16 protein-coding genes are annotated in these 18,217 nt (G+C 54.0%); 5 read left to right on the forward strand and 11 right to left on the reverse strand.

All coding sequences use genetic code 11. The annotated features are described in order from the left end of the window. Positions 1–22 precede the first annotated feature (22 nt). Positions 23–742, forward strand: coding sequence for a fatty acid metabolism transcriptional regulator FadR (fadR, locus tag OGV71_RS16105; protein WP_003020931.1), 720 nt, complete (start codon positions 23–25; stop codon positions 740–742). A 102-nt stretch (positions 743–844) separates the two neighbouring features. On the opposite strand, the gene OGV71_RS16110 is transcribed toward fadR, so the two are convergent. Beyond that, positions 845–2,377, reverse strand: coding sequence for a SpoVR family protein (locus OGV71_RS16110; RefSeq protein ID WP_003844058.1), 1,533 nt, complete (start codon positions 2,375–2,377; stop codon positions 845–847). Between the two features lie 322 nt (positions 2,378–2,699). On the opposite strand from OGV71_RS16110, the gene OGV71_RS16115 reads away from it, so the two are divergent. Beyond that, complete coding sequence (locus OGV71_RS16115; RefSeq protein ID WP_032949458.1) at positions 2,700–3,998, forward strand: D-amino acid dehydrogenase; 1,299 nt, start codon at positions 2,700–2,702, stop codon at positions 3,996–3,998. A 12-nt stretch (positions 3,999–4,010) separates the two neighbouring features. Continuing rightward, positions 4,011–5,081, forward strand: coding sequence for a catabolic alanine racemase DadX (gene dadX / locus OGV71_RS16120; RefSeq protein WP_003020922.1), 1,071 nt, complete (start codon positions 4,011–4,013; stop codon positions 5,079–5,081). 51 nt (positions 5,082–5,132) lie between these two features. Here the strand turns inward: dadX and OGV71_RS16125 are convergent, their stop codons facing one another. Both OGV71_RS16125 and ldcA read right to left on the reverse strand, forming a co-directional pair. Next, positions 5,133–6,866, reverse strand: coding sequence for a potassium/proton antiporter (locus OGV71_RS16125; protein WP_049016299.1), 1,734 nt, complete (start codon positions 6,864–6,866; stop codon positions 5,133–5,135). Between the two features lie 97 nt (positions 6,867–6,963). Continuing rightward, complete coding sequence (gene ldcA / locus OGV71_RS16130) at positions 6,964–7,878, reverse strand: muramoyltetrapeptide carboxypeptidase (RefSeq protein WP_032949456.1); 915 nt, start codon at positions 7,876–7,878, stop codon at positions 6,964–6,966. 98 nt (positions 7,879–7,976) lie between these two features. Between ldcA and emtA the strand changes: the two genes are divergently transcribed. Further along, positions 7,977–8,588, forward strand: coding sequence for a membrane-bound lytic murein transglycosylase EmtA (emtA, locus tag OGV71_RS16135; RefSeq protein WP_003020914.1), 612 nt, complete (start codon positions 7,977–7,979; stop codon positions 8,586–8,588). Between the two features lie 11 nt (positions 8,589–8,599). Here the strand turns inward: emtA and ycgR are convergent, their stop codons facing one another. Next, entirely contained in the window at positions 8,600–9,334 is a 735-nt protein-coding gene (ycgR, locus tag OGV71_RS16140; RefSeq protein WP_003844054.1) for a flagellar brake protein YcgR, read from the reverse strand. 201 nt (positions 9,335–9,535) lie between these two features. Between ycgR and OGV71_RS16145 the strand changes: the two genes are divergently transcribed. Further along, complete coding sequence (locus OGV71_RS16145; RefSeq protein WP_003020908.1) at positions 9,536–9,790, forward strand: GlsB/YeaQ/YmgE family stress response membrane protein; 255 nt, start codon at positions 9,536–9,538, stop codon at positions 9,788–9,790. Between the two features lie 41 nt (positions 9,791–9,831). On the opposite strand, the gene OGV71_RS16150 is transcribed toward OGV71_RS16145, so the two are convergent. The 7 genes from OGV71_RS16150 to OGV71_RS16180 all read right to left on the reverse strand — a co-directional run bounded on the left by OGV71_RS16150 (position 9,832) and on the right by OGV71_RS16180 (position 18,188). Next, complete coding sequence (locus tag OGV71_RS16150) at positions 9,832–11,802, reverse strand: TonB-dependent receptor plug domain-containing protein (RefSeq protein WP_016150376.1); 1,971 nt, start codon at positions 11,800–11,802, stop codon at positions 9,832–9,834. Between the two features lie 23 nt (positions 11,803–11,825). After that, positions 11,826–12,683, reverse strand: coding sequence for a ModD protein (modD, locus tag OGV71_RS16155; protein WP_286533637.1), 858 nt, complete (start codon positions 12,681–12,683; stop codon positions 11,826–11,828). Then, on the reverse strand, positions 12,680–13,492 hold the full coding sequence (locus OGV71_RS16160; protein WP_286533639.1) for a class I SAM-dependent methyltransferase: 813 nt from the start codon (positions 13,490–13,492) through the stop codon (positions 12,680–12,682). Before OGV71_RS16160 ends, modD begins: the two co-directional genes overlap by 4 nt. A 9-nt stretch (positions 13,493–13,501) precedes the next feature. Beyond that, complete coding sequence (locus tag OGV71_RS16165; protein ID WP_048232176.1) at positions 13,502–14,263, reverse strand: ABC transporter ATP-binding protein; 762 nt, start codon at positions 14,261–14,263, stop codon at positions 13,502–13,504. Continuing rightward, the gene (locus tag OGV71_RS16170) at positions 14,260–15,219 is read right to left on the reverse strand and encodes a FecCD family ABC transporter permease (protein ID WP_369707177.1); all 960 of its coding nucleotides are present in this window, start codon (positions 15,217–15,219) and stop codon (positions 14,260–14,262) included. The genes OGV71_RS16165 and OGV71_RS16170 overlap by 4 nt, the downstream gene beginning before the upstream one ends. Before the next feature lie 26 nt (positions 15,220–15,245). Then, positions 15,246–16,268 (reverse strand): ABC transporter substrate-binding protein, encoded by a 1,023-nt coding sequence (locus OGV71_RS16175; RefSeq protein ID WP_286533641.1) that lies wholly within the window; start codon positions 16,266–16,268, stop codon positions 15,246–15,248. Between the two features lie 207 nt (positions 16,269–16,475). Then, positions 16,476–18,188, reverse strand: coding sequence for an alpha,alpha-trehalase (locus OGV71_RS16180; RefSeq protein ID WP_286533642.1), 1,713 nt, complete (start codon positions 18,186–18,188; stop codon positions 16,476–16,478). Between the last annotated feature and the right edge of the window lie 29 nt (positions 18,189–18,217).

The following is an 18,217-nucleotide window of genomic DNA, read 5'->3' on the forward strand; positions in this document are numbered from 1 at the left end:
GCTGTGTAATGGAATTTTTACTATGGTCATTAAGGCGCAAAGCCCGGCTGGGTTCGCGGAAGAGTACATCATTGAAAGTATCTGGAATAACCGCTTCCCACCTGGCACTATTTTGCCCGCTGAACGTGAACTCTCCGAACTTATTGGGGTGACACGTACCACGCTACGCGAAGTATTGCAGCGTCTGGCGCGAGATGGCTGGTTGACCATTCAACACGGCAAACCGACGAAGGTAAATAACTTCTGGGAAACCTCCGGGCTGAATATTCTTGAAACGCTGGCGCGCCTCGATCACGAGAGTGTTCCGCAGCTGATTGATAATCTGCTGTCTGTGCGTACCAATATTTCGACGATCTTTGTTCGTACTGCGTTTCGCCAGCATCCTGATAAAGCGCAGGAGGTTCTGGCGACGGCAAATCAGGTGGCTGACCACGCTGACGCATTTGCCGATCTGGACTATAACATTTTCCGCGGTCTGGCATTTGCCTCCGGCAATCCGATTTACGGTTTGATCCTCAACGGTATGAAAGGATTATATACCCGCATTGGCCGCCATTATTTTGCCAACCCGGAAGCGCGCGCGCTGGCGCTGAGCTTCTACCACAAGCTGTCAGAACTCTGCGAGCAGGGTGCTCATGAGCAGGTGTATGAAACGGTGCGCCGCTACGGTCACGACAGTGGCGAGATTTGGCATCGTATGCAGAAGAATCTGCCGGGCGATTTGGCGATTCAGGGCCGTTAATCGCTCAAAGCCGGATGGCGACGCCAAAGCGTCTTATCCGGCCTGGAATGCATGCACTTCGTAGGCCGGATAAGGTGTTTACACCGCCTCCGGCAATAAGATTTACAGACCGTTCATCCTTGGCGGACAACGCTCCAACAGCTCCACGCTGCCATCTTCATTCTGCTGCTCCAGCATCACATCAAAACCCCAAAGCCGGTGTACATGCTTGAGCACTTCTTTGCGTCCTTTATCCAACGGTGCGCGGTTATGCGGAATATAGCGCAAGGTGAGCGAACGGTCGCCACGCAAATCGACATTCCAGATTTGAATATTCGGCTCCAGGTTGCTCAGGTTGTATTGCGACGACAACCTGTTGCGGATCTCACGATATCCTTCCTCGTTATGAATCGCAGAAATCTCCAGATAGTTGTGACGATCGTCATCCAGCACGGTGAACAGGCGGAAATCGCGCATTACCTTCGGTGACAGGAACTGGCTGATAAAACTCTCATCTTTGAAATCGCGCATCGCGAAATGCAGGGTTTCCAGCCAGTCAGAACCCGCTATATCCGGGAACCAGTATTTGTCCTCCTCGGTCGGCGACTGACAAATACGTTTGATATCCTGGAACATGGCAAACCCCAGGGCATAAGGGTTTATCCCGCTATACCACGGACTGTTGTAGGGTGGCTGAAATACCACATTGGTATGGCTATGCAGAAACTCCAGCATAAACCGTTCGGTGACTTTACCTTCATCATAAAGGTGGTTCAGGATGGTGTAATGCCAGAAAGTGGCCCAGCCCTCGTTCATCACCTGCGTCTGTTTCTGCGGATAAAAATACTGGCTGACCTTGCGTACAATGCGTAGCACTTCACGTTGCCAGGACTCCAGCAGCGGGGCGTTCTTCTCCATGAAGTACAGCAGGTTTTCCTGTGGCTCAGAGGGATAACGCCGGGCTTCCGCCACGCTTTTCTCTTCCTCTTTCTTCGGCAGCGTGCGCCACAACATATTGACCTGACTTTGCAGATACTCTTCACGACTTTTCTGCCGGGCTTTCTCTTCCTGTAGGGAGATTTTTTGCGGGCGTTTGTAACGGTCAACGCCGTAATTCATCAGCGCATGGCAGGAGTCGAGGAGCTTTTCGACTTCATCTACCCCGTAGCGTTCTTCACACTGGGTTATATAGTTTCGTGCGAAGATTAGGTAATCGACGATGGAACTGGCATCCGTCCAGCTACGAAACAGGTAGTTGTTTTTGAAGAAGGAGTTGTGTCCGTAGCAGGCATGCGCCATCACCAGCGCCTGCATGGTGATGGTGTTCTCCTCCATCAGATACGCGATACACGGATTGGAGTTGATAACAATCTCATAGGCCAGTCCCTGCTGACCATGCTTATACAAGCGCTCGGTTTCAATAAACTTTTTACCAAACGACCAGTGAGGATAGTTGATCGGCATCCCGACGCTGGAGTAAGCGTCCATCATCTGTTCGGAGGTGATCACCTCGATTTGGTGCGGGTAGGTATCCAGTCTGTAGAGTTTCGCCACGCGGTCTATCTCTGCCAGATAGACATCCAGCAGATCAAACGTCCAGTCGGGTCCATCGCTTAACCGTGTGCTGTCCTTGTTCATGGAATCAATCGTAGCCATTCGCGCACCCTCATTGTTGGCGGCACTCTCTGTCTGGAGTACCTCATTTCAAGCATAGATCATGGTGTTAAAAAACGTGCTGCGGCAGAAATTTTTTCTTTGCGATTTCTCGTTAGCGAGGCGTTGAAAAACGACATTGCCGCAAAATTTTATGCTGGATAAAAATAACGCACAGCAGGAGATGCCAAAGCAGAGAGTTCCCCGCCATCACCGCTATATGTGAGATAAGTCACCATAAAAAAGCCATATGTTGAATAATATTTTCAACTGAGTTATCAAGATGTAATTAGATGATTGTTCTTTTACTGTTAACGGAGTGGCTATGCGAGTTGTCATACTGGGAAGTGGTGTCGTTGGCGTGACCAGCGCCTGGTACTTAAGTCAGGCTGGACACGATGTCACCGTCATTGATCGTGAGCCCGGTCCGGCACTGGAAACCAGTGCGGCGAACGCGGGGCAAATATCTCCAGGTTATGCGGCACCATGGGCGGCACCAGGCGTACCGCTTAAAGCAATCAAATGGATGTTTCAGCGCCACGCTCCGCTGGCCGTTCGTCTTGACGGAACCCAGTTTCAGTTGAAATGGATGTGGCAGATGCTGCGCAACTGCGACACCAGCCACTACATGGAAAATAAAGGACGCATGGTGCGACTGGCGGAATACAGCCGTGATTGTCTGAAAGCGCTGCGCGCCTCTACCGGTATTGAGTATGAAGGACGTCAGGGCGGAACCCTGCAACTGTTCCGTACCGCTCAACAGTATGAGAACGCCACTCGCGACATCGCCGTGCTCGAAGACGCTGGCGTGCCATATCAGCTCCTGGAAGCAAATCGTCTGGCGGAAGTCGAACCGGCACTGGCAGAAGTAGCGCACAAACTGACCGGCGGTCTGCGTTTACCGAATGATGAAACCGGCGACTGCCAGTTGTTTACCCAGCGTCTGGCGCAGATGGCGGAGCAGGCGGGCGTTAAGTTTCGCTTTAACACCCCGGTCGATAAGCTGCTGAGCGATGGTGAGCAGATTTATGGCGTCCAGTCCGGCGAAGAGATTATCAAAGCCGATGCCTATGTGATGGCGTTTGGTTCGTATTCCACGGCGATGCTGAAAGGGATCGTTGATATCCCGGTCTATCCGCTCAAAGGCTATTCGTTGACTATTCCGGTAGCGCAAGACGACGGTGCGCCGGTTTCTACTATCCTTGATGAAACTTACAAAATCGCTATTACCCGCTTTGACAATCGTATTCGGGTTGGCGGCATGGCGGAGATTGTCGGTTTTAATACAGAGCTGCTACAACCTCGTCGTGAAACGCTGGAAATGGTCGTACGCGATCTCTTCCCGCGCGGCGGTCATGTGGAGCAGGCAACCTTCTGGACTGGACTGCGTCCGATGACGCCGGACGGTACGCCGGTGGTGGGGCGCACCCGCTTTAAGAATCTGCTGCTCAATACCGGCCACGGCACGCTGGGCTGGACCATGGCCTGCGGTTCCGGTCAGTTGCTGAGCGATATCCTTTCTGGCCGTACGCCAGCCATACCTTATGACGATCTGAGCGTGGCGCGTTACAGTCCGGGGTTTACCCCCTCTCGTCCACGACATTTACATGGCGCACATAACTGATAAGGACGTGAGATGACCCGCCCGATACTGGCCAGCATTGACCTGCAGGCGTTGAAACAAAATCTGACCATTACCCGCCAGGCAGCGCCGGACGCTCGCGTCTGGTCGGTGGTGAAAGCCAATGCATATGGACACGGCATTGAACGCGTCTGGAATGCGCTGGGCACAACCGATGGTTTTGCCATGCTCAATCTTGAAGAGGCGATAACCCTGCGCGAGCGCGGATGGAAAGGCCCGATACTCATGCTGGAGGGTTTTTTCCACGCTGAAGACCTGACGGTATATGACAATTATCGACTGACCACCTGTGTACACAGTAACTGGCAGCTAAAAGCATTGCAGAATGCCCGCCTCAAAGCACCGCTCGATGTTTACCTGAAGGTGAACAGCGGTATGAACCGGCTTGGGTTTTTACCGGAAAGAGTTCCAACGGTCTGGCAACAGCTGCGGGCGATGCCCAACGTCGGCGAAATGACGCTGATGTCGCATTTTGCAGATGCAGAGCACCCGGAAGGTATCCAGGAAGCAATGGCGCGTATTGCGCTGGCAACAGAAGGACTGGAGTGCAGACGGTCACTGTCGAATTCGGCCGCCACGCTGTGGCACCCTGAAGCGCATTATGACTGGGTTCGTCCGGGCATTATTTTGTATGGCGCGTCGCCTTCGGGACAATGGCGGGACATCGCCAACACCGGCCTGAAGCCAGTGATGACTCTGAGCAGCGAGATAATCGGCATACAAACGCTGAAAGCTGGCGATCGGGTGGGTTACGGTGGCCGTTACACCGCCAGCGGCGAGCAGCGCATCGGAATAGTGGCGACCGGCTATGCAGACGGTTATCCGCGCCATGCGCCAAGCGGAACGCCTGTGCTGGTGGATGGTGTACGTACCGGGACGGTAGGGACAGTCTCAATGGATATGCTGGCGGTAGATCTGACACCGTGCCCTCAGGCAGGGATCGGGACGCCGGTAGAGCTGTGGGGCAAAGAGATTAAAATTGACGATGTAGCTACCTCAGCAGGAACGGTGGGCTACGAGTTAATGTGTTCTTTGGCGCTGCGCGTACCGGTTGTGACGGTGTAACTTTTGTTTGCCGGGTAAGGCGCTGCCGCCACCCGGCAAACAACATCCGCTTTACTCATCCTCGTCTTCAGCAACGCGAACACCGACCTTCAGCACTGCATTATCTTCCTTCTCGGCCACCGTCCAGATCATGCCAGCGAATTCCACCTGGTCACCGACGACCGGCGCGGCACCAAGCAGATGCTGGACAATTTCACCCAGCGTTTGCTGCTTATCACGATACTCTGTGCCATCATCCAGGCCATAAATCAGCGCCACATCGGCATATTTCGCGCTGGCTTCCAGAATAAAATCACCGAAGAAGCGCTGGTCTAACGACACCGGTGGCGACTGGCTGAATAGCTTGCCGAGAGCGGGGAGATCGCGCTCGCGACCAATAACACACAATACGTCGCCTTCGCGCAGACGCGTGCTGCCGGAGGGGTGAAACAGCACGTTGTCACGAAACAGGGCGGCTATTCGCGTTTCTTCCGGCATATGCAGGTCGCGCAGCGCGGCACCCACACACCACTTATCTGCGCTGAGCTGATAAACAAACTGCTCCCACGGGTTATCTGGGTGAATATCGAGACCAATGCGCGAAACGGGCCAGCCGACAGGAGGGACCACCACCTTGGCTTTTTTCGCGGCCCATGAAAGTGACGTTCCCTGAAACAGCAACGAGATCAGTACCACAAAGAAGGCGACGTTAAAGAACAGGCGCGCGTTCTCCAGGCCCGCCATCATTGGGAAGACGGCGAGGATGATCGGCACCGCGCCGCGCAAACCCACCCAACTGATGAAAATACGCTCGCGCAGATTAAAGCCACGAAACGGCAGCAGTCCGGCGAAGACCGAAAGCGGGCGGGCAATGAATATCATCCACGCAGACAAAATCAGCGCAGGGATTGCGATAGGCAGCAGGTCGGACGGCGTAACCAGCAGTCCAAGCACCAGGAACATGGCGATTTGTGCCAGCCAGGCCAGACCGTCGAAGTTTTGCAGGATACCAAATCGGTTGCGGATGGGGCGATTCCCCAGCAGGAAACCACACAGATAAACCGCCAGAATACCGCTGCCTTCCAGCGCAGTGGTCAGGGCAAAAATCAGGATCCCACCGCTTAACGCCAAGAGTGGATACAGTCCGGCAGGCAGAGAAATGCGGTTAATCATCTGCTGGAGCATATATCCACCGCCAAGACCGATAACGATTCCTAAGCCAAACTGCTGGATAATGTGCACCGCGAACATCCAGCTTAATCCGGTCTCGTGATTTTGGATCATGGCGATGAGTGTGATGGTCAAAAACACGGCCATCGGGTCATTACTACCGGATTCAATTTCCAGCGTAGAGCCAACGCGTTCGTTAAGTCCCTTACCGCCAAGCAGGGAAAAGACCGCCGCGGCGTCAGTTGAACCAACAATCGCGCCAATCAGCAGCCCTTCGATAAGATCCAGATGAAACAGCCACGCGGCCATCATGCCAGTGAGTCCGGAAGTAATCAGCACACCGACCGTCGCCAACGATAGCGCCGGGCCTAACGCAACGCGAAAAGAGCTGGCCTGAGTGCGCATGCCGCCGTCGAGTAGGATAACCGCCAGTGCCAGGTTACTCACCATGTAGGCGAAAGGATAGTTATCGAAAGGTATGCCGCCAATACCATCCACACCCGCTAACATACCGATAGCGAGAAATATCACCAGAATTGGGATACCGAGACGTGATGAGAATGAACTGAGTAAGATACTGCAGGTGACGAGAACGGAACCCAAAATAAAAAGGCTAATAATTGCTGCGGCATCCAACGTTCGGTTACTCCTGAATTACGCTGTTTCGTATTAATAAACCCTACCATAATAACGACAGAAACAGCGTTTTACTTAGCCCCATTAGCCGCTTTTTTTACGATTTTAGTACCGGATGCCCACTTAAGGTGAGCTGAGTGCTGTTTTTATCGTTTTTCAGCACCGCTCTGGCTCCCAGCGGCAGGGTGACGGTGCGTTGTTCATGGCCAAAATCGAGGCCGCCGATCAACGGAACGGACAGCCTGGTGCGCAGAAAATCACAAACTGAATCAAGATTGTAACCAGCGTCGTAATCATTCGGCGCGCTGCCGCTAAAACTGCCGAGGATAATGGCGTTTTGCTGGGCCAGTATTCCCGCGTGGTACAGTTGCAGCAGCATGCGCTCGACACGGAATGGATGCTCGTTAATGTCTTCCAGCACCAAAATGCCGTTTTTGATGGCCGGCATCCACGGTGTACCCATCAGCGAAATGATCATCGCCAGATTTCCGCCCCACAGTGTACCTTCAGTCGCGCACTGCGGACCGTCACCCTGCCATTCGAGGGTAAATTGGGCATTACGCAATGCTTGCCAGAAATGGTGCTCGGTGAATGTGTTCATCTCCTCGGCACCGAAGTTGGCCGCCAGCATCGGGCCGCTGAAGCTAATCACATTCCCTTGAGCCAGTAGACCACACTGGATCGCCGTAAAATCGCTGTGCCCGCACAGCAGCAGCGGATCTTGTTGCTGGCGGGCTGCCAGCCCTTGCCAGTCAATATCTTCCAGTAAACGGCTCGCGCCATAGCCGCCACGTACCGCCATCACAATGGTATTGGGGGTTTTCAGATTAACGAGCGAGTTCACATCAGCAAGCCTTTCTGCCTCTGTACCCGCAAAACGCTGGCAGCGGCGCGCAATGACCGCTGAATTATCGACCTGATGACCGGCCTCAGTAAGACGTGCAAGCCCACGTAACGCAGCCTGCTGATTGATACAGTAGCCCGACGGGGCAATTAAGTGAAACCGGGACATGGCATTTCCTTGCTACAACTAAAACCAAATGTATATCATGCCGCGTAGGTATGTCGTTGTCACCTCAGCGACAGGTTCCGGCTATAAGGATAGATGACGTGAAATTGAGATGGTTTGCTTTTTTGGTTGTATTACTTGCGGGCTGTAGTTCAAAACATGATTACAAAAACCCGCCGTGGAATGCTGAAGTTCCGGTTAAACGCGCAATGCAATGGATGCCGATCAGTGAAAAAGCCGGTGCGGCCTGGGGTGTCAGTCCACAATTGATTACCGCTATTATTGCCATTGAATCAGGCGGTAATCCGAATGCGGTCAGTAAGTCTAATGCGATTGGTCTGATGCAGTTAAAAGCCTCGACTTCAGGCCGCGATGTTTATCGTCGCATGGGATGGAGCGGAGAGCCGTCGACCAGCGAGTTGAAAAACCCCGAACGCAATATCTCCATGGGGGCCGCATACCTGAGCATTCTGGAGACCGGGCCGCTGGCAGGGATTGAGGATCCACAGGTGATGCAGTATGCGCTGGTAGTATCGTACGCTAACGGAGCGGGAGCATTGCTGCGAACGTTCTCTTCCGACAGGAAGAAAGCCATCAATAAGATCAACGATCTCAGCCCGGATGAATTTATTGAACATGTTGCGGACAATCATCCGGCGCCGCAAGCTCCGCGCTATATCTGGAAGCTTCAGCAAGCGCTGGATGTAATGTAATTCAGGTGATGTTAATCGCGCACTTTGTTCGACTTTTCCCGGGCCTCGCGCTCAAGGGAAAAAATAATCCGCTGTAAGTTCCGCTCCACCGCCGGGCCGACGTTGAGAAAACGAAAGCTCAGGCGGGGAGTGGTAATGGTTTCGTTTTTACTGTCGATAACTTTGCGTTCGCTAATGGAAATAAGCTGGGCGTCAACGTGATACACTCCCCATTGTTCCATGTTCAGTTCAACCTGCGCGAAGCGTATACCTTCTACCAGTCCTTCTGGTTTTGCCGTTTCTAACAGCCCGCCCATACCGCCAAGCGACAAATCGAATAAGCGAAAGCACAGCGTGCTGTTGTCCGGCATTTTTGCCGTGCAGCGATAGGGAGGATGCAGCGGAGCGCCGATGCGGAAATATTCCCGACGCTGAACAAACCACAGGGAAGGCGGCAAGGATGAAATAAACGCTGGCAGTTGCTGATACTCACCTTTTTTTAACTGTGGCAGGGTGAATTCTACTTTGGCTCCCTGCGTTTCGGCGATAATCGAGATCTGACTGGCCCGCTGTACGGCCTGGTTTTCATATTCCTGGCTACCAAAATCCATGACCAGCTCGTTCGGGCTGACGGCCAGAACTTTGCTGATGAACTGGCCGCCCGACCAGGAGATACGCAGTGGAACCTGCTGCGATTTTAAGTCCCGAAGTACACCTAACACCGCTAACGGATTTTGCTTCAGGAACTGCTCATTGTAGTTACTCACACCTAATGACTCCCGGATGCTTGGTTTGTCGTTGGATTATCGGCATCAATCAACGGAACTTAATACAAATGGATGAAATTTTTTACCAACGCCAATGAATTAAGTCTGCGTGAAAACAGCATATAGCGATGGTTTGCCTATACTTTAAAGGCTGGCGCAAGAATGTCTTGCGCGTGCGTTCACTGGAAAGAGGGCCTGAAAATGGGAATTATTGCCTGGATTATTTTTGGTCTGATTGCGGGGGTTATCGCCAAACTGATTATGCCGGGGCGCGATGGCGGTGGATTTATCCTGACCTGTATTCTCGGTGTTGTCGGTGCTGTGGTCGGTGGATGGCTGGCAACGATGTTTGGTATCGGCGGCGATGTCAGCGGGTTTAATCTCCACAGCTTCCTGGTGGCCGTGGTCGGCGCGATTGTTGTGCTGGGTGTCTTCCGACTGGTGCGGCGAGATTAATCGAACGGCCCCCGCGGGGGCCGTTTCTCTGTATTGCTAAGTCAGAACTGATACTCGATCCCCGCCCAGTAATTACGGCCTTCTTCAATAAATCCTTCACTATAAACGTACTGCGTATCGAACAGGTTATTGACCGACGCGTTAACGCTGAATCCGTGACCGATGGCGTAGTCAGCGCGTAAATGGGTAATGGCGAAACCAGCGGCTTTCTGTGAGCCGTCGCTATTGCTATAGCTCGACGAACGGGCCTCTTCTGACAGCGTAATACTGAGCGGATCCCATGGCTTCAGCGTCATCCAGGCAGTCAGGGTTTGCGTTGGCAGGTCGGTAATCTTGCCGATGTCGCTGCGTTTGACGTCTGCATGAATAAGGCCGTAGCTCAGACCGACATCCAGTATATCAAAGACTTTACCTTTAACGCCTGCATCCAGACCGGTGTAATCCACCCGGCCGCTGTTCTGATTCTGAATGGTGTCGGCATCAATATTGTGTGAAAGGATGGCGTCGCTGATGCGGTTGTAATACACGCTGGCTTCGAATCCCCAGTTCTGACTAAGTGACCCATTCCAGGTCAGATCCACGCTGCGGGCGCGTTCAGGTTTAAGCTGCGGATTGACCAGCGCCACCTGGTTATAGGCCGGTTTTGAGGTCGTGTAGCGTTCTTTCAACGTAGGGAAACGCGTTCTGTCAGAATAGGACAGCGCTAATGTGTCTGCATTTTCGAAGTGATATTTGGTCATCATCTGCCAGTTGAAGGCCGACTGATTGTTGTCATCATAGTGGGTGACGCTACCATTTTTTTCGTGCTTCATGCCTTCCAGACTGTCGCGCCAGTCATAGCTTATTCCCGCCACTACATCGACATTATCCGCCGCTGCCCACTGATATTCACTGGCAACAGACCAGGTGCGGTCTTCGTAACGGTCGTAAGCCGCATTCGGTGCGCCTTTCTCGCGGTGAACATCATCCTTCCAGTTTACGGCGAAAGAGAGCAGGTCGTTTTCACGCATATCCGCAGCGAGCTGCAGGCCAGCCCCATCGCTATAGTCTGAATAATGACTGTAGTTGCCTTTTTTGTTTTTCAGATCGGCAAGCGAGTTGTACATCATCAACGTATTTTCAAAGGTATCGCGATACAGACGGCTTTTCAGAGTGAAACGATCGCCCAGATGGGTGGTGCCCTGATAGTAATAGCTCTCTTTATCGTACTGTGGCCATTGCCAGTAGCGTGATTTCTGACTGCTGGTTCCGGCATATGGTGGGTTATCTTTTTCACCGTCCTGATTTATATAGGTCAGGACATATTCATCATCGCCGCGAGGGGTAAAGCCCAGCTTCACGATGCCGCGTTTATCATCGGCGGACGAGTTGGCAATCTTGCCGTGACTGCCCGCAACCGGATTGTCCACGCCGTGCGGTAAGCCAAGGAAATCCTGCTTCAACTGGCTGCCGCTGAGCTGAATGTAACCCAGATCGTTACTGGCGCCAAATGAAGCGTGCATATCGTGAGCGTTGTCTTTGCTACGACTCCAGCCCTGGCGATAACCGATGCTGCCTTCAATTGGTTTGGTGGGCTTTTTGGTGGTGATATTAATGGCACCGCCCATCTGGTTAGGCCCTTGTAGCAGAGATGAGTAGCCTTTGGATACTTCAACTGAAGCGATATCGGATGTCAGAAAACGGCCTAAATCGAGGTTGCCGTCATAGGGGATGTACACCGGCACACCGTCAAAAAAGACGGGAACCTGACGGCTGTCAAAACCGCGTACTTTCACCTGCTGCTCATTGCGGTTGCCCGACTTTTGCAGCACCACGCCGGGGACGACGCTTAGCGCCTGCGCCACGTTTTGTTTATCCAACTGTTGGATCGTTTCCTGGCCGAGAACCGTAGTGGTTGCCGCAGAGGCCGGGCTTGACCAGACGGTCATGGTTTCGCTTTCTTGCCCAGCAAAAGCACTGTGCGCGAAAGCAAACGACAGGGCTGTGTAAAGACAACTTTTGTTGAAATTCATTATTGTTAGTCCATTTTTTAATGTTATATGCCACGTGCGTCCGGGCTCAGGTTAACTTTGATATCCGCAGGTGGAGCGTAATAAGGTGCGGAAGTGATAAAGAGCCTGATGCCACAGTCGAGATAACCCGCCAGCGAGGCGAGGGTAATGCCGCCAGTCAGCGCCAGCGTGCAATGGGGGGCCAGTGAAGGTGCCAGGCGGGCAATGTCTGTCGCCTGCTCAGGGGTGAATTTGTCGAGTTGCAGAATATCGGGCGCGGCGCGTAGAGCGGCTAATGCTTCATCTGGCGTATCCGCTTCGACGACGATCTTTTTTTCTGGCGCATGGCTGCGTAAGCGTGCGACCGCGTTTGTCCAGTCGTTTGGGTTGGTAAGAAAACGGCGGTGATTAGCGAACAGCAGCACCGTTTCGGCGCATCCTCCGCGATGAATAATGCCCCCGGCAGCGAGTATTGCCTGAGTCGCCAATGAACGCGTGCCGGGAATGGCTTTGCGGGTGCAGGCAATCTGCCCATCAGGATAGCGTTGGCGCAGTTGGCTCAACATGCTCTCAAGATAGCCCGAAACTCCGCAGCTCCACTCCAGAACGTTTTGTACCGCTTTCCAGCCCTGGTGTAGCGCCGCCGCATTTCCGTGCGCACAAATTATTCTCTGTCCCGCGCTCGCTCGTTCGCCATCGGCCATAATATCGCTGACGGTTATGCCCAATGACGTCAGCATTTGTCTGGCAACGGCGGTGCCGCTAACGCACCCGCCCTGGCGATGGTAAAACGCCATAACGCCCGGCTGTGCGCCAATTCCCAACGCGCGGGTAGTCAGATCGCCGCCCTGAATATCTTCCAGCAGCAGCGCGTCGGTTTGCGCCTGCGAAAAGTAGATCATCGCAGCGCCTCCCGTGGGACGCTGTCCCACCAGATAAGCGCCCAGTCACGGCTGGCAGGGGCAATCGCGCGTGGATCCTGCTGCTGATACCAGGTTTCCAGACGTTCGACCTCGTCGGCGCTTAGTTCGCCCATACTCCAGCGCACGTTTTCCAGAAAGCGCGTCCAGGTACTATTGTCCTGCTGACAGTTGGGCCCGCGGATAAAATCAACGTGCGCGTGGATCCCCATCTGATACAGGACATTAAGCGCATAGATATAGTTGGGAAGCTCAATCACCTCGCGGCCCAGCGCACGTTGAATGGTGGGGGAAACGAAAGATGAACTGACGAGATGGGTGGTGTAAATCCGCAGCCGGGCCTGATTATTCAGTTTGGTCATCGCCTGGCGCATATCGGCAACCAGCGTAGAGCGCGAGGCGACGGCGATATCGCACTGGGGTAAATCATCCCAGTGTTCTTCCCAGGCCCGCTGCACCCACTGTACGTGACGGGCGTTCATTTGCACAGCGCGGTGGGCAGCAACGCTCAGCATTCCCTGGCTGTAATCTACGCCGTAAATTATTGGTATCTTTTTAGCCAGCGCCAGCGAGACCGTACCGGGACCGCAGCCCATATCAAACAGCGACTCCGCTCCTTGCAGGTCGATTTTCCCCAACAGCTGTAGCAAATAGCTGTCGGTTAATGAGGCGCAATTCTCCGCCATTTTTTCCGCACGTTTATCCCAGTGCTCCGGCTTTTTCTCGGTTCTGTTCGCCAGTTGTAACTGTTTACGGTAAAGATCGGCAAAATCAATGTCGTCAATGAGCATTCTTATTCCTTAATTATGTGAGCCAAAGAGGTGATGGGCGATTTGTGACGGTGTAACGTGATACAGCGCAGCCAGGCGATCGGTGGCGAGCTGGTGTTCAGGAAGCCCCTGCGACACTTCACCGTTCGGTTCAACGCGTACCACGCTGTCGGCGATTGCCCGGGCGTGCAACGGATGATGCGTAGACATCAGCAGGGCCATACCCGAATTTTTCAGCGTCACCAGCGTGTCGAGCAGACGGATCTGATGCCCAAAATCCAGGCTGGAAGCGGGTTCATCCAGCAACAAAAGGCGCGGACGTTGCGCCAGCGCGCGTGCAATCAATACCAGTTGGCGCTCTCCGCCGCTCAGAGTGTTCCAGCGCCGGGGCGCCAGGTGAGAGATCCCCAGCATCGCCAGTTGTTGATGAGCAATTTCGTGTTCTTTAGCCCCGGGAACCGCAAATGCCGCCAGTTGCGGGGCCAGCCCCATCATCACCATGTCCAGCGCAGTGAAGGCAAACGCGCCGTCATGCGCCTGAGGAACCCAGGCGATAGCGGCGGCGCGTTGCCGATCGTTGAGATGATTTATGGCGATGCCATCAAGAAGAATGTCACCGTGAAGCGGCGAAAGAACGCCGAGAATGGTGCGCATCAGGGTGGTTTTTCCGCTACCGTTGGCACCAAGCAGACAACAGACGGAGCCGGGCGGAACCTGAAAGGAGACATCGCGTAGCACGGGCTGTTGACTGTGGTATCCCAGCGATGCCCGGCGCACGATTAATAGCGTCATGGTCGGTTTCCCCGTAGCAAAAGCAGCAAAAAGAACGGTGCGCCAATAAATGCAGTCAAGATCCCCAGCGGAATTTCCGTGCTGCTAAGCGTACGGGCGAGGGTATCGGTGAGCAGCAGCAAAATGGCGCCGACTCCCATGGAAACCGGCAGCAACTGCTGGTGGTTATTGCCACTGAGGAGTCGGCCGATATGTGGCACAACCAGCCCAATCCAGCCGATGATGCCCGCGATGGCGACGGTGCAGGCGGTGATTAATGTTGCGCAGACGATCAATCCCAGCCGTAGTCGGGAGACGTTGATGCCAAGCGATCGTGCTTCATCATCCGAAAGGGTGAGCAGGTTCATGCGCCAGCGCAGCAGCAATAGCGGGACCAGTCCAGTGAAGATCAGCGGTGCTGAGAACCACAGATCGTGCAGCGTAATCGTTGATAAACCGCCCAGCAGCCAGAAGGTGATAGACGGGAGTTGGGTATACGGGTCGGCCAGCGTTTTGATGAGTGAAATCCCCGCGCCACATACCGTACCCAGCGCAATCCCGACCAGAACCAGCGTTAACACCGGGTCGTGGCGCTTGACTCGCCGGGTAATCAACCAGACACCGGCGACCACGAATAAACCACCCGTGAACGCATACAGTTGAATAAACAGGATCGGTAATCCAAACAGGATTGCCGTACAGGCACCTAAACCGGCACCCGCCGCCACGCCGAGGATATCCGGCGAGACTAGCGGGTTGCGGAACATGCCCTGATAGGTGGTTCCTGCGCCTGCCAGCGCCGCGCCGAGCAGCAATGCAGCCAGAATGCGCGGCAGGCGGATTTGCCAGAAGACGATTTTGTCCTGCATCGGGACGTCATCAGTACCTGTAATAAGATTCACAACCTGTTGCGCATCCAGGCGGTACGCGCCCGATACCGCAGCGACGCTCGCGCAAAGCACCACCGCAGCAATCATCAGAAAACCGAGGGTAGATGTTTTCATCAGACTGCCACCAGACGTTGATACTGTGCATCGCTTAGCGTGGTATGCCAGAACAGTTCGCTGTAGCGCTGCATATCGGCTTTAAAGCTCTCGTTAACCTGCGGTTCAAGCCAGGCGTGCAGGCGGCGTAACCCCAGTAAACGGTTGATGCCAGGAGGTGCATCCAACCAGCCAAACGGCAGACCGCTGAGAAACAGAATGCGCCGGTCAGCAACCGCTTTGACCCCTTGCCAGATCGGATCTTCTCGTAGGTGCTGCGCTGTCATCGCATCCTGCACCAAAATAATATCGGGCTGCCAGCTGAGCAGATTTTCCATTGAAACCTGTGTGAGCCCCTGTCTTCCGGGGATGTGCGCCACATTCTGTAGCCCCAGCAGTTCTGCCGCTTCGGTATGTAAAGAACCTTGTAAACCTGTCTCCAGTCCTCTGGCACCGCGCGCGGCATAAAAACGCAGATTCGCTGCAGCTGTATGCGAGAAAGCTATTGCATTATCGATAAATCGACGGGCCAGCGCGGCCTGCATTGCGGTACGCGAGACGACGCCCAATGCTTCACCGGCTGCGCGCAACTGTTCTGGGGTATGGCGTAGTTCGCCGTTAATCAGCAGCCAGGGAATGTGAGTTTGTGCGCTCACTTGTCTGGCCTGAGAAAGCCAGGTTTCATCGGCATTGCCGCAGTCAACAACCAGGTCGGGTTTAAGCGCCAGTAACGCTTCAAGTGATAGGGTACTGGCGCGTCCTGCCAGCCTGCCCAGTTTCGGCAATGCCCGAATATCATCGTGGAACGGGATGGCGGTCTGGCGAGATAAATCAATGGAGGAAAGCCCTACCAGTTTTTCCGGCGCGACGGCCAGCAGCAGCATGTCAGCGGGCGCCCCCGCGCTGACCACGCGTTGGGTTATATTCGGCCCTGGCGAGCCTCCAACGGCAACGGTTAGCGGCGTTTGCGCCAATGCGGGAAGATGGCGTAGCAGCAGTGCAGATGCCACGAGTTGGGCAAACATCCGTCTTGTCAGTGCCATTATCAGTATCCTGAAGGTTACAAATTCGCTATATATTTACATATACAGCGAATAAAAACATGTTCAGAATCAAATTCTCACGGATGAAAACACCGGATACCCCATAAGGGCTAGAGGGGATAGAGGCAGCTTAAATAGCGAAAAATATGACAGAAAAATCCGCGACGAAGCGCGGATTCGGGGAGTAAAACGGCTCAGGTAATGACGTTATGGCGTCGGTTGAGTCTGTTTTTTAGGCTCGGCTGGTGGTGTACTTGTCGGTGTTGGCCGCGATGCGGGTACGCTGTCACAGGGCTTCTCTTTGGCGCAGATCAGGTCAAGCATTTTTAGCGTGACGCCGTTGGTCCAGCCAAAACCATCCTGCAATGGATATTCCCCGCCACCACCGCCGGTGCCGGTAGTGCTCACGTCATATTTTTCAACCAGCTTTTTCTCTCGATCGTAGGTGTGCTGCACATTGGTAAGGAATCGCCAGGTCACATCCATCGCAACGTTATCCTGACCGTAATTCTGTAACCCGGATGCTGCGACCCACTGGAGCGGGGCCCAGCCGTTGGGGGCATCCCACTGCTGGCCGCTTTTCACCGACGTGGTAGCAAGGCCGCCCGGTTGCAGCAGATGTGCCTGGGTGGCCGTGGCGACTTTACTGGCGCGATCTTTTGCCGCCGCATTGACATACAGCGGGAACAGGGCGGCGGCCGTGAGCTGATTGCGTACTTTATGGCTTTTCAGATCGTAGTCGGCATACCAGCCTTCTTTGTCGTTCCACAGGTACTTTTCGATCCCTTTTTGTCGGGCATTAGCGAAGCCATCGTACTGCGCCGCTTTGGCATCATTACCGGCAGCCTTGCTGGCGAGGGCGATCATTTTTTCCATTTTGTACATCAACGCATTGAGATCGACCGGAACGATGCTGGTGGTGCGCAGAGTGCCCAGCTGATTAGGATTGTCCATCCAGCGGGAGCTAAAATCCCAGCCGGACGCAGCCGCTGAACGCAGGTCGCGGTAGATTTCTGTGGCAGGGCGATTGGGGTTGCTTTTAGCGGTGGCGATATCCTCTACCCAGGACTCTGGCCTCGGCGTATCGCGGTCATCCCAGTAGCGGTTCAAAATGGTACCGTCATCCAGTTTAACCACGCGCTTATTTTGCTGACCGGGCTGGAGTGTTTCGACGCCTTCCATCCAGTAGCTGTACTCTTTGAGCATCTGCGGGAGGTATTTTTTCAGCACGTCATTCCCGTCATGCTGCGCCAGCAGTTCAACCATAAAGGCAAAGAACGGCGGTTGCGAACGGCTCAGGTAGTAGGTGCGGTTGCCGTTAGGAATGTGTCCCCAGGAATCAATCTCGTAAGCGAAGTTTGCCACCATATCCGAGACCTTATCCCAGTGATTGCTTTCGGCAAGCCCCAGCATGGTGAAATAGCTGTCCCAATAATATATTTCGCGAAAACGCCCGCCAGGCACCACATACGGCTCTGGAAGTGGCAGTAGCGAGTCCCATTTTTCAGCGTCAGTTGTCGAGCGGGTGAGGACCGGCCACAGTCCGTCAATATGTTCGCGTAATGATTGCCCGGCCGGGGGAACGTATTTCTCGCCTTCTTTCGGCAAGGTGAAATTCACCTCCACAAAATGGCGTAAGTCGAATCCGGACTGATTTTTCTGCATCCGGTAATCGGCAAGGATCATGAGAGGATCGCTGTTAGGAACTGCGTCAGCAAAGGTTTTCTGGTCTGGAAACAGTTTAGCCGTTTGTACATCGTTAAACAGAGGTCCAAGCAGGATATCTGGCGGCTGCGGTGTAGCGGCTGGCGCGTCTTCTGCATTGACGGCAAAAGAGGAAAGGGCAAAAAAGGTACTGGCGAGAGTCAGTTTTATTGCAACAGAAAGCAGGCCTGGATGGCGAGTTGCAGGCGTTATCATCGGTTAATCTCCTTAGCGGTGTGCCGAAG

Origin of the sequence: Citrobacter sp. Cf088 (assembly GCF_030334295.1) — a bacterium.
Classification (GTDB): domain Bacteria; phylum Pseudomonadota; class Gammaproteobacteria; order Enterobacterales; family Enterobacteriaceae; genus Citrobacter; species Citrobacter freundii.

Coding starts and splice junctions, on each gene's coding strand:
- OGV71_RS16110 (WP_003844058.1), bottom strand. CDS start 2,377: ATGGCTACGATTGATTCCATGAACAAGGACAGCACACGGTTAAGCGAT.
- OGV71_RS16145 (WP_003020908.1), top strand. CDS start 9,536: ATGGGAATTATTGCCTGGATTATTTTTGGTCTGATTGCGGGGGTTATC.
- OGV71_RS16160 (WP_286533639.1), bottom strand. CDS start 13,492: ATGCTCATTGACGACATTGATTTTGCCGATCTTTACCGTAAACAGTTA.
- fadR (WP_003020931.1), top strand. CDS start 23: ATGGTCATTAAGGCGCAAAGCCCGGCTGGGTTCGCGGAAGAGTACATC.
- OGV71_RS16150 (WP_016150376.1), bottom strand. CDS start 11,802: ATGAATTTCAACAAAAGTTGTCTTTACACAGCCCTGTCGTTTGCTTTC.
- modD (WP_286533637.1), bottom strand. CDS start 12,683: ATGATCTACTTTTCGCAGGCGCAAACCGACGCGCTGCTGCTGGAAGAT.
- OGV71_RS16165 (WP_048232176.1), bottom strand. CDS start 14,263: ATGACGCTATTAATCGTGCGCCGGGCATCGCTGGGATACCACAGTCAA.
- OGV71_RS16115 (WP_032949458.1), top strand. CDS start 2,700: ATGCGAGTTGTCATACTGGGAAGTGGTGTCGTTGGCGTGACCAGCGCC.
- OGV71_RS16170 (WP_369707177.1), bottom strand. CDS start 15,219: ATGATTGCTGCGGTGGTGCTTTGCGCGAGCGTCGCTGCGGTATCGGGC.
- OGV71_RS16175 (WP_286533641.1), bottom strand. CDS start 16,268: ATGGCACTGACAAGACGGATGTTTGCCCAACTCGTGGCATCTGCACTG.
- OGV71_RS16180 (WP_286533642.1), bottom strand. CDS start 18,188: ATGATAACGCCTGCAACTCGCCATCCAGGCCTGCTTTCTGTTGCAATA.
- ldcA (WP_032949456.1), bottom strand. CDS start 7,878: ATGTCCCGGTTTCACTTAATTGCCCCGTCGGGCTACTGTATCAATCAG.
- dadX (WP_003020922.1), top strand. CDS start 4,011: ATGACCCGCCCGATACTGGCCAGCATTGACCTGCAGGCGTTGAAACAA.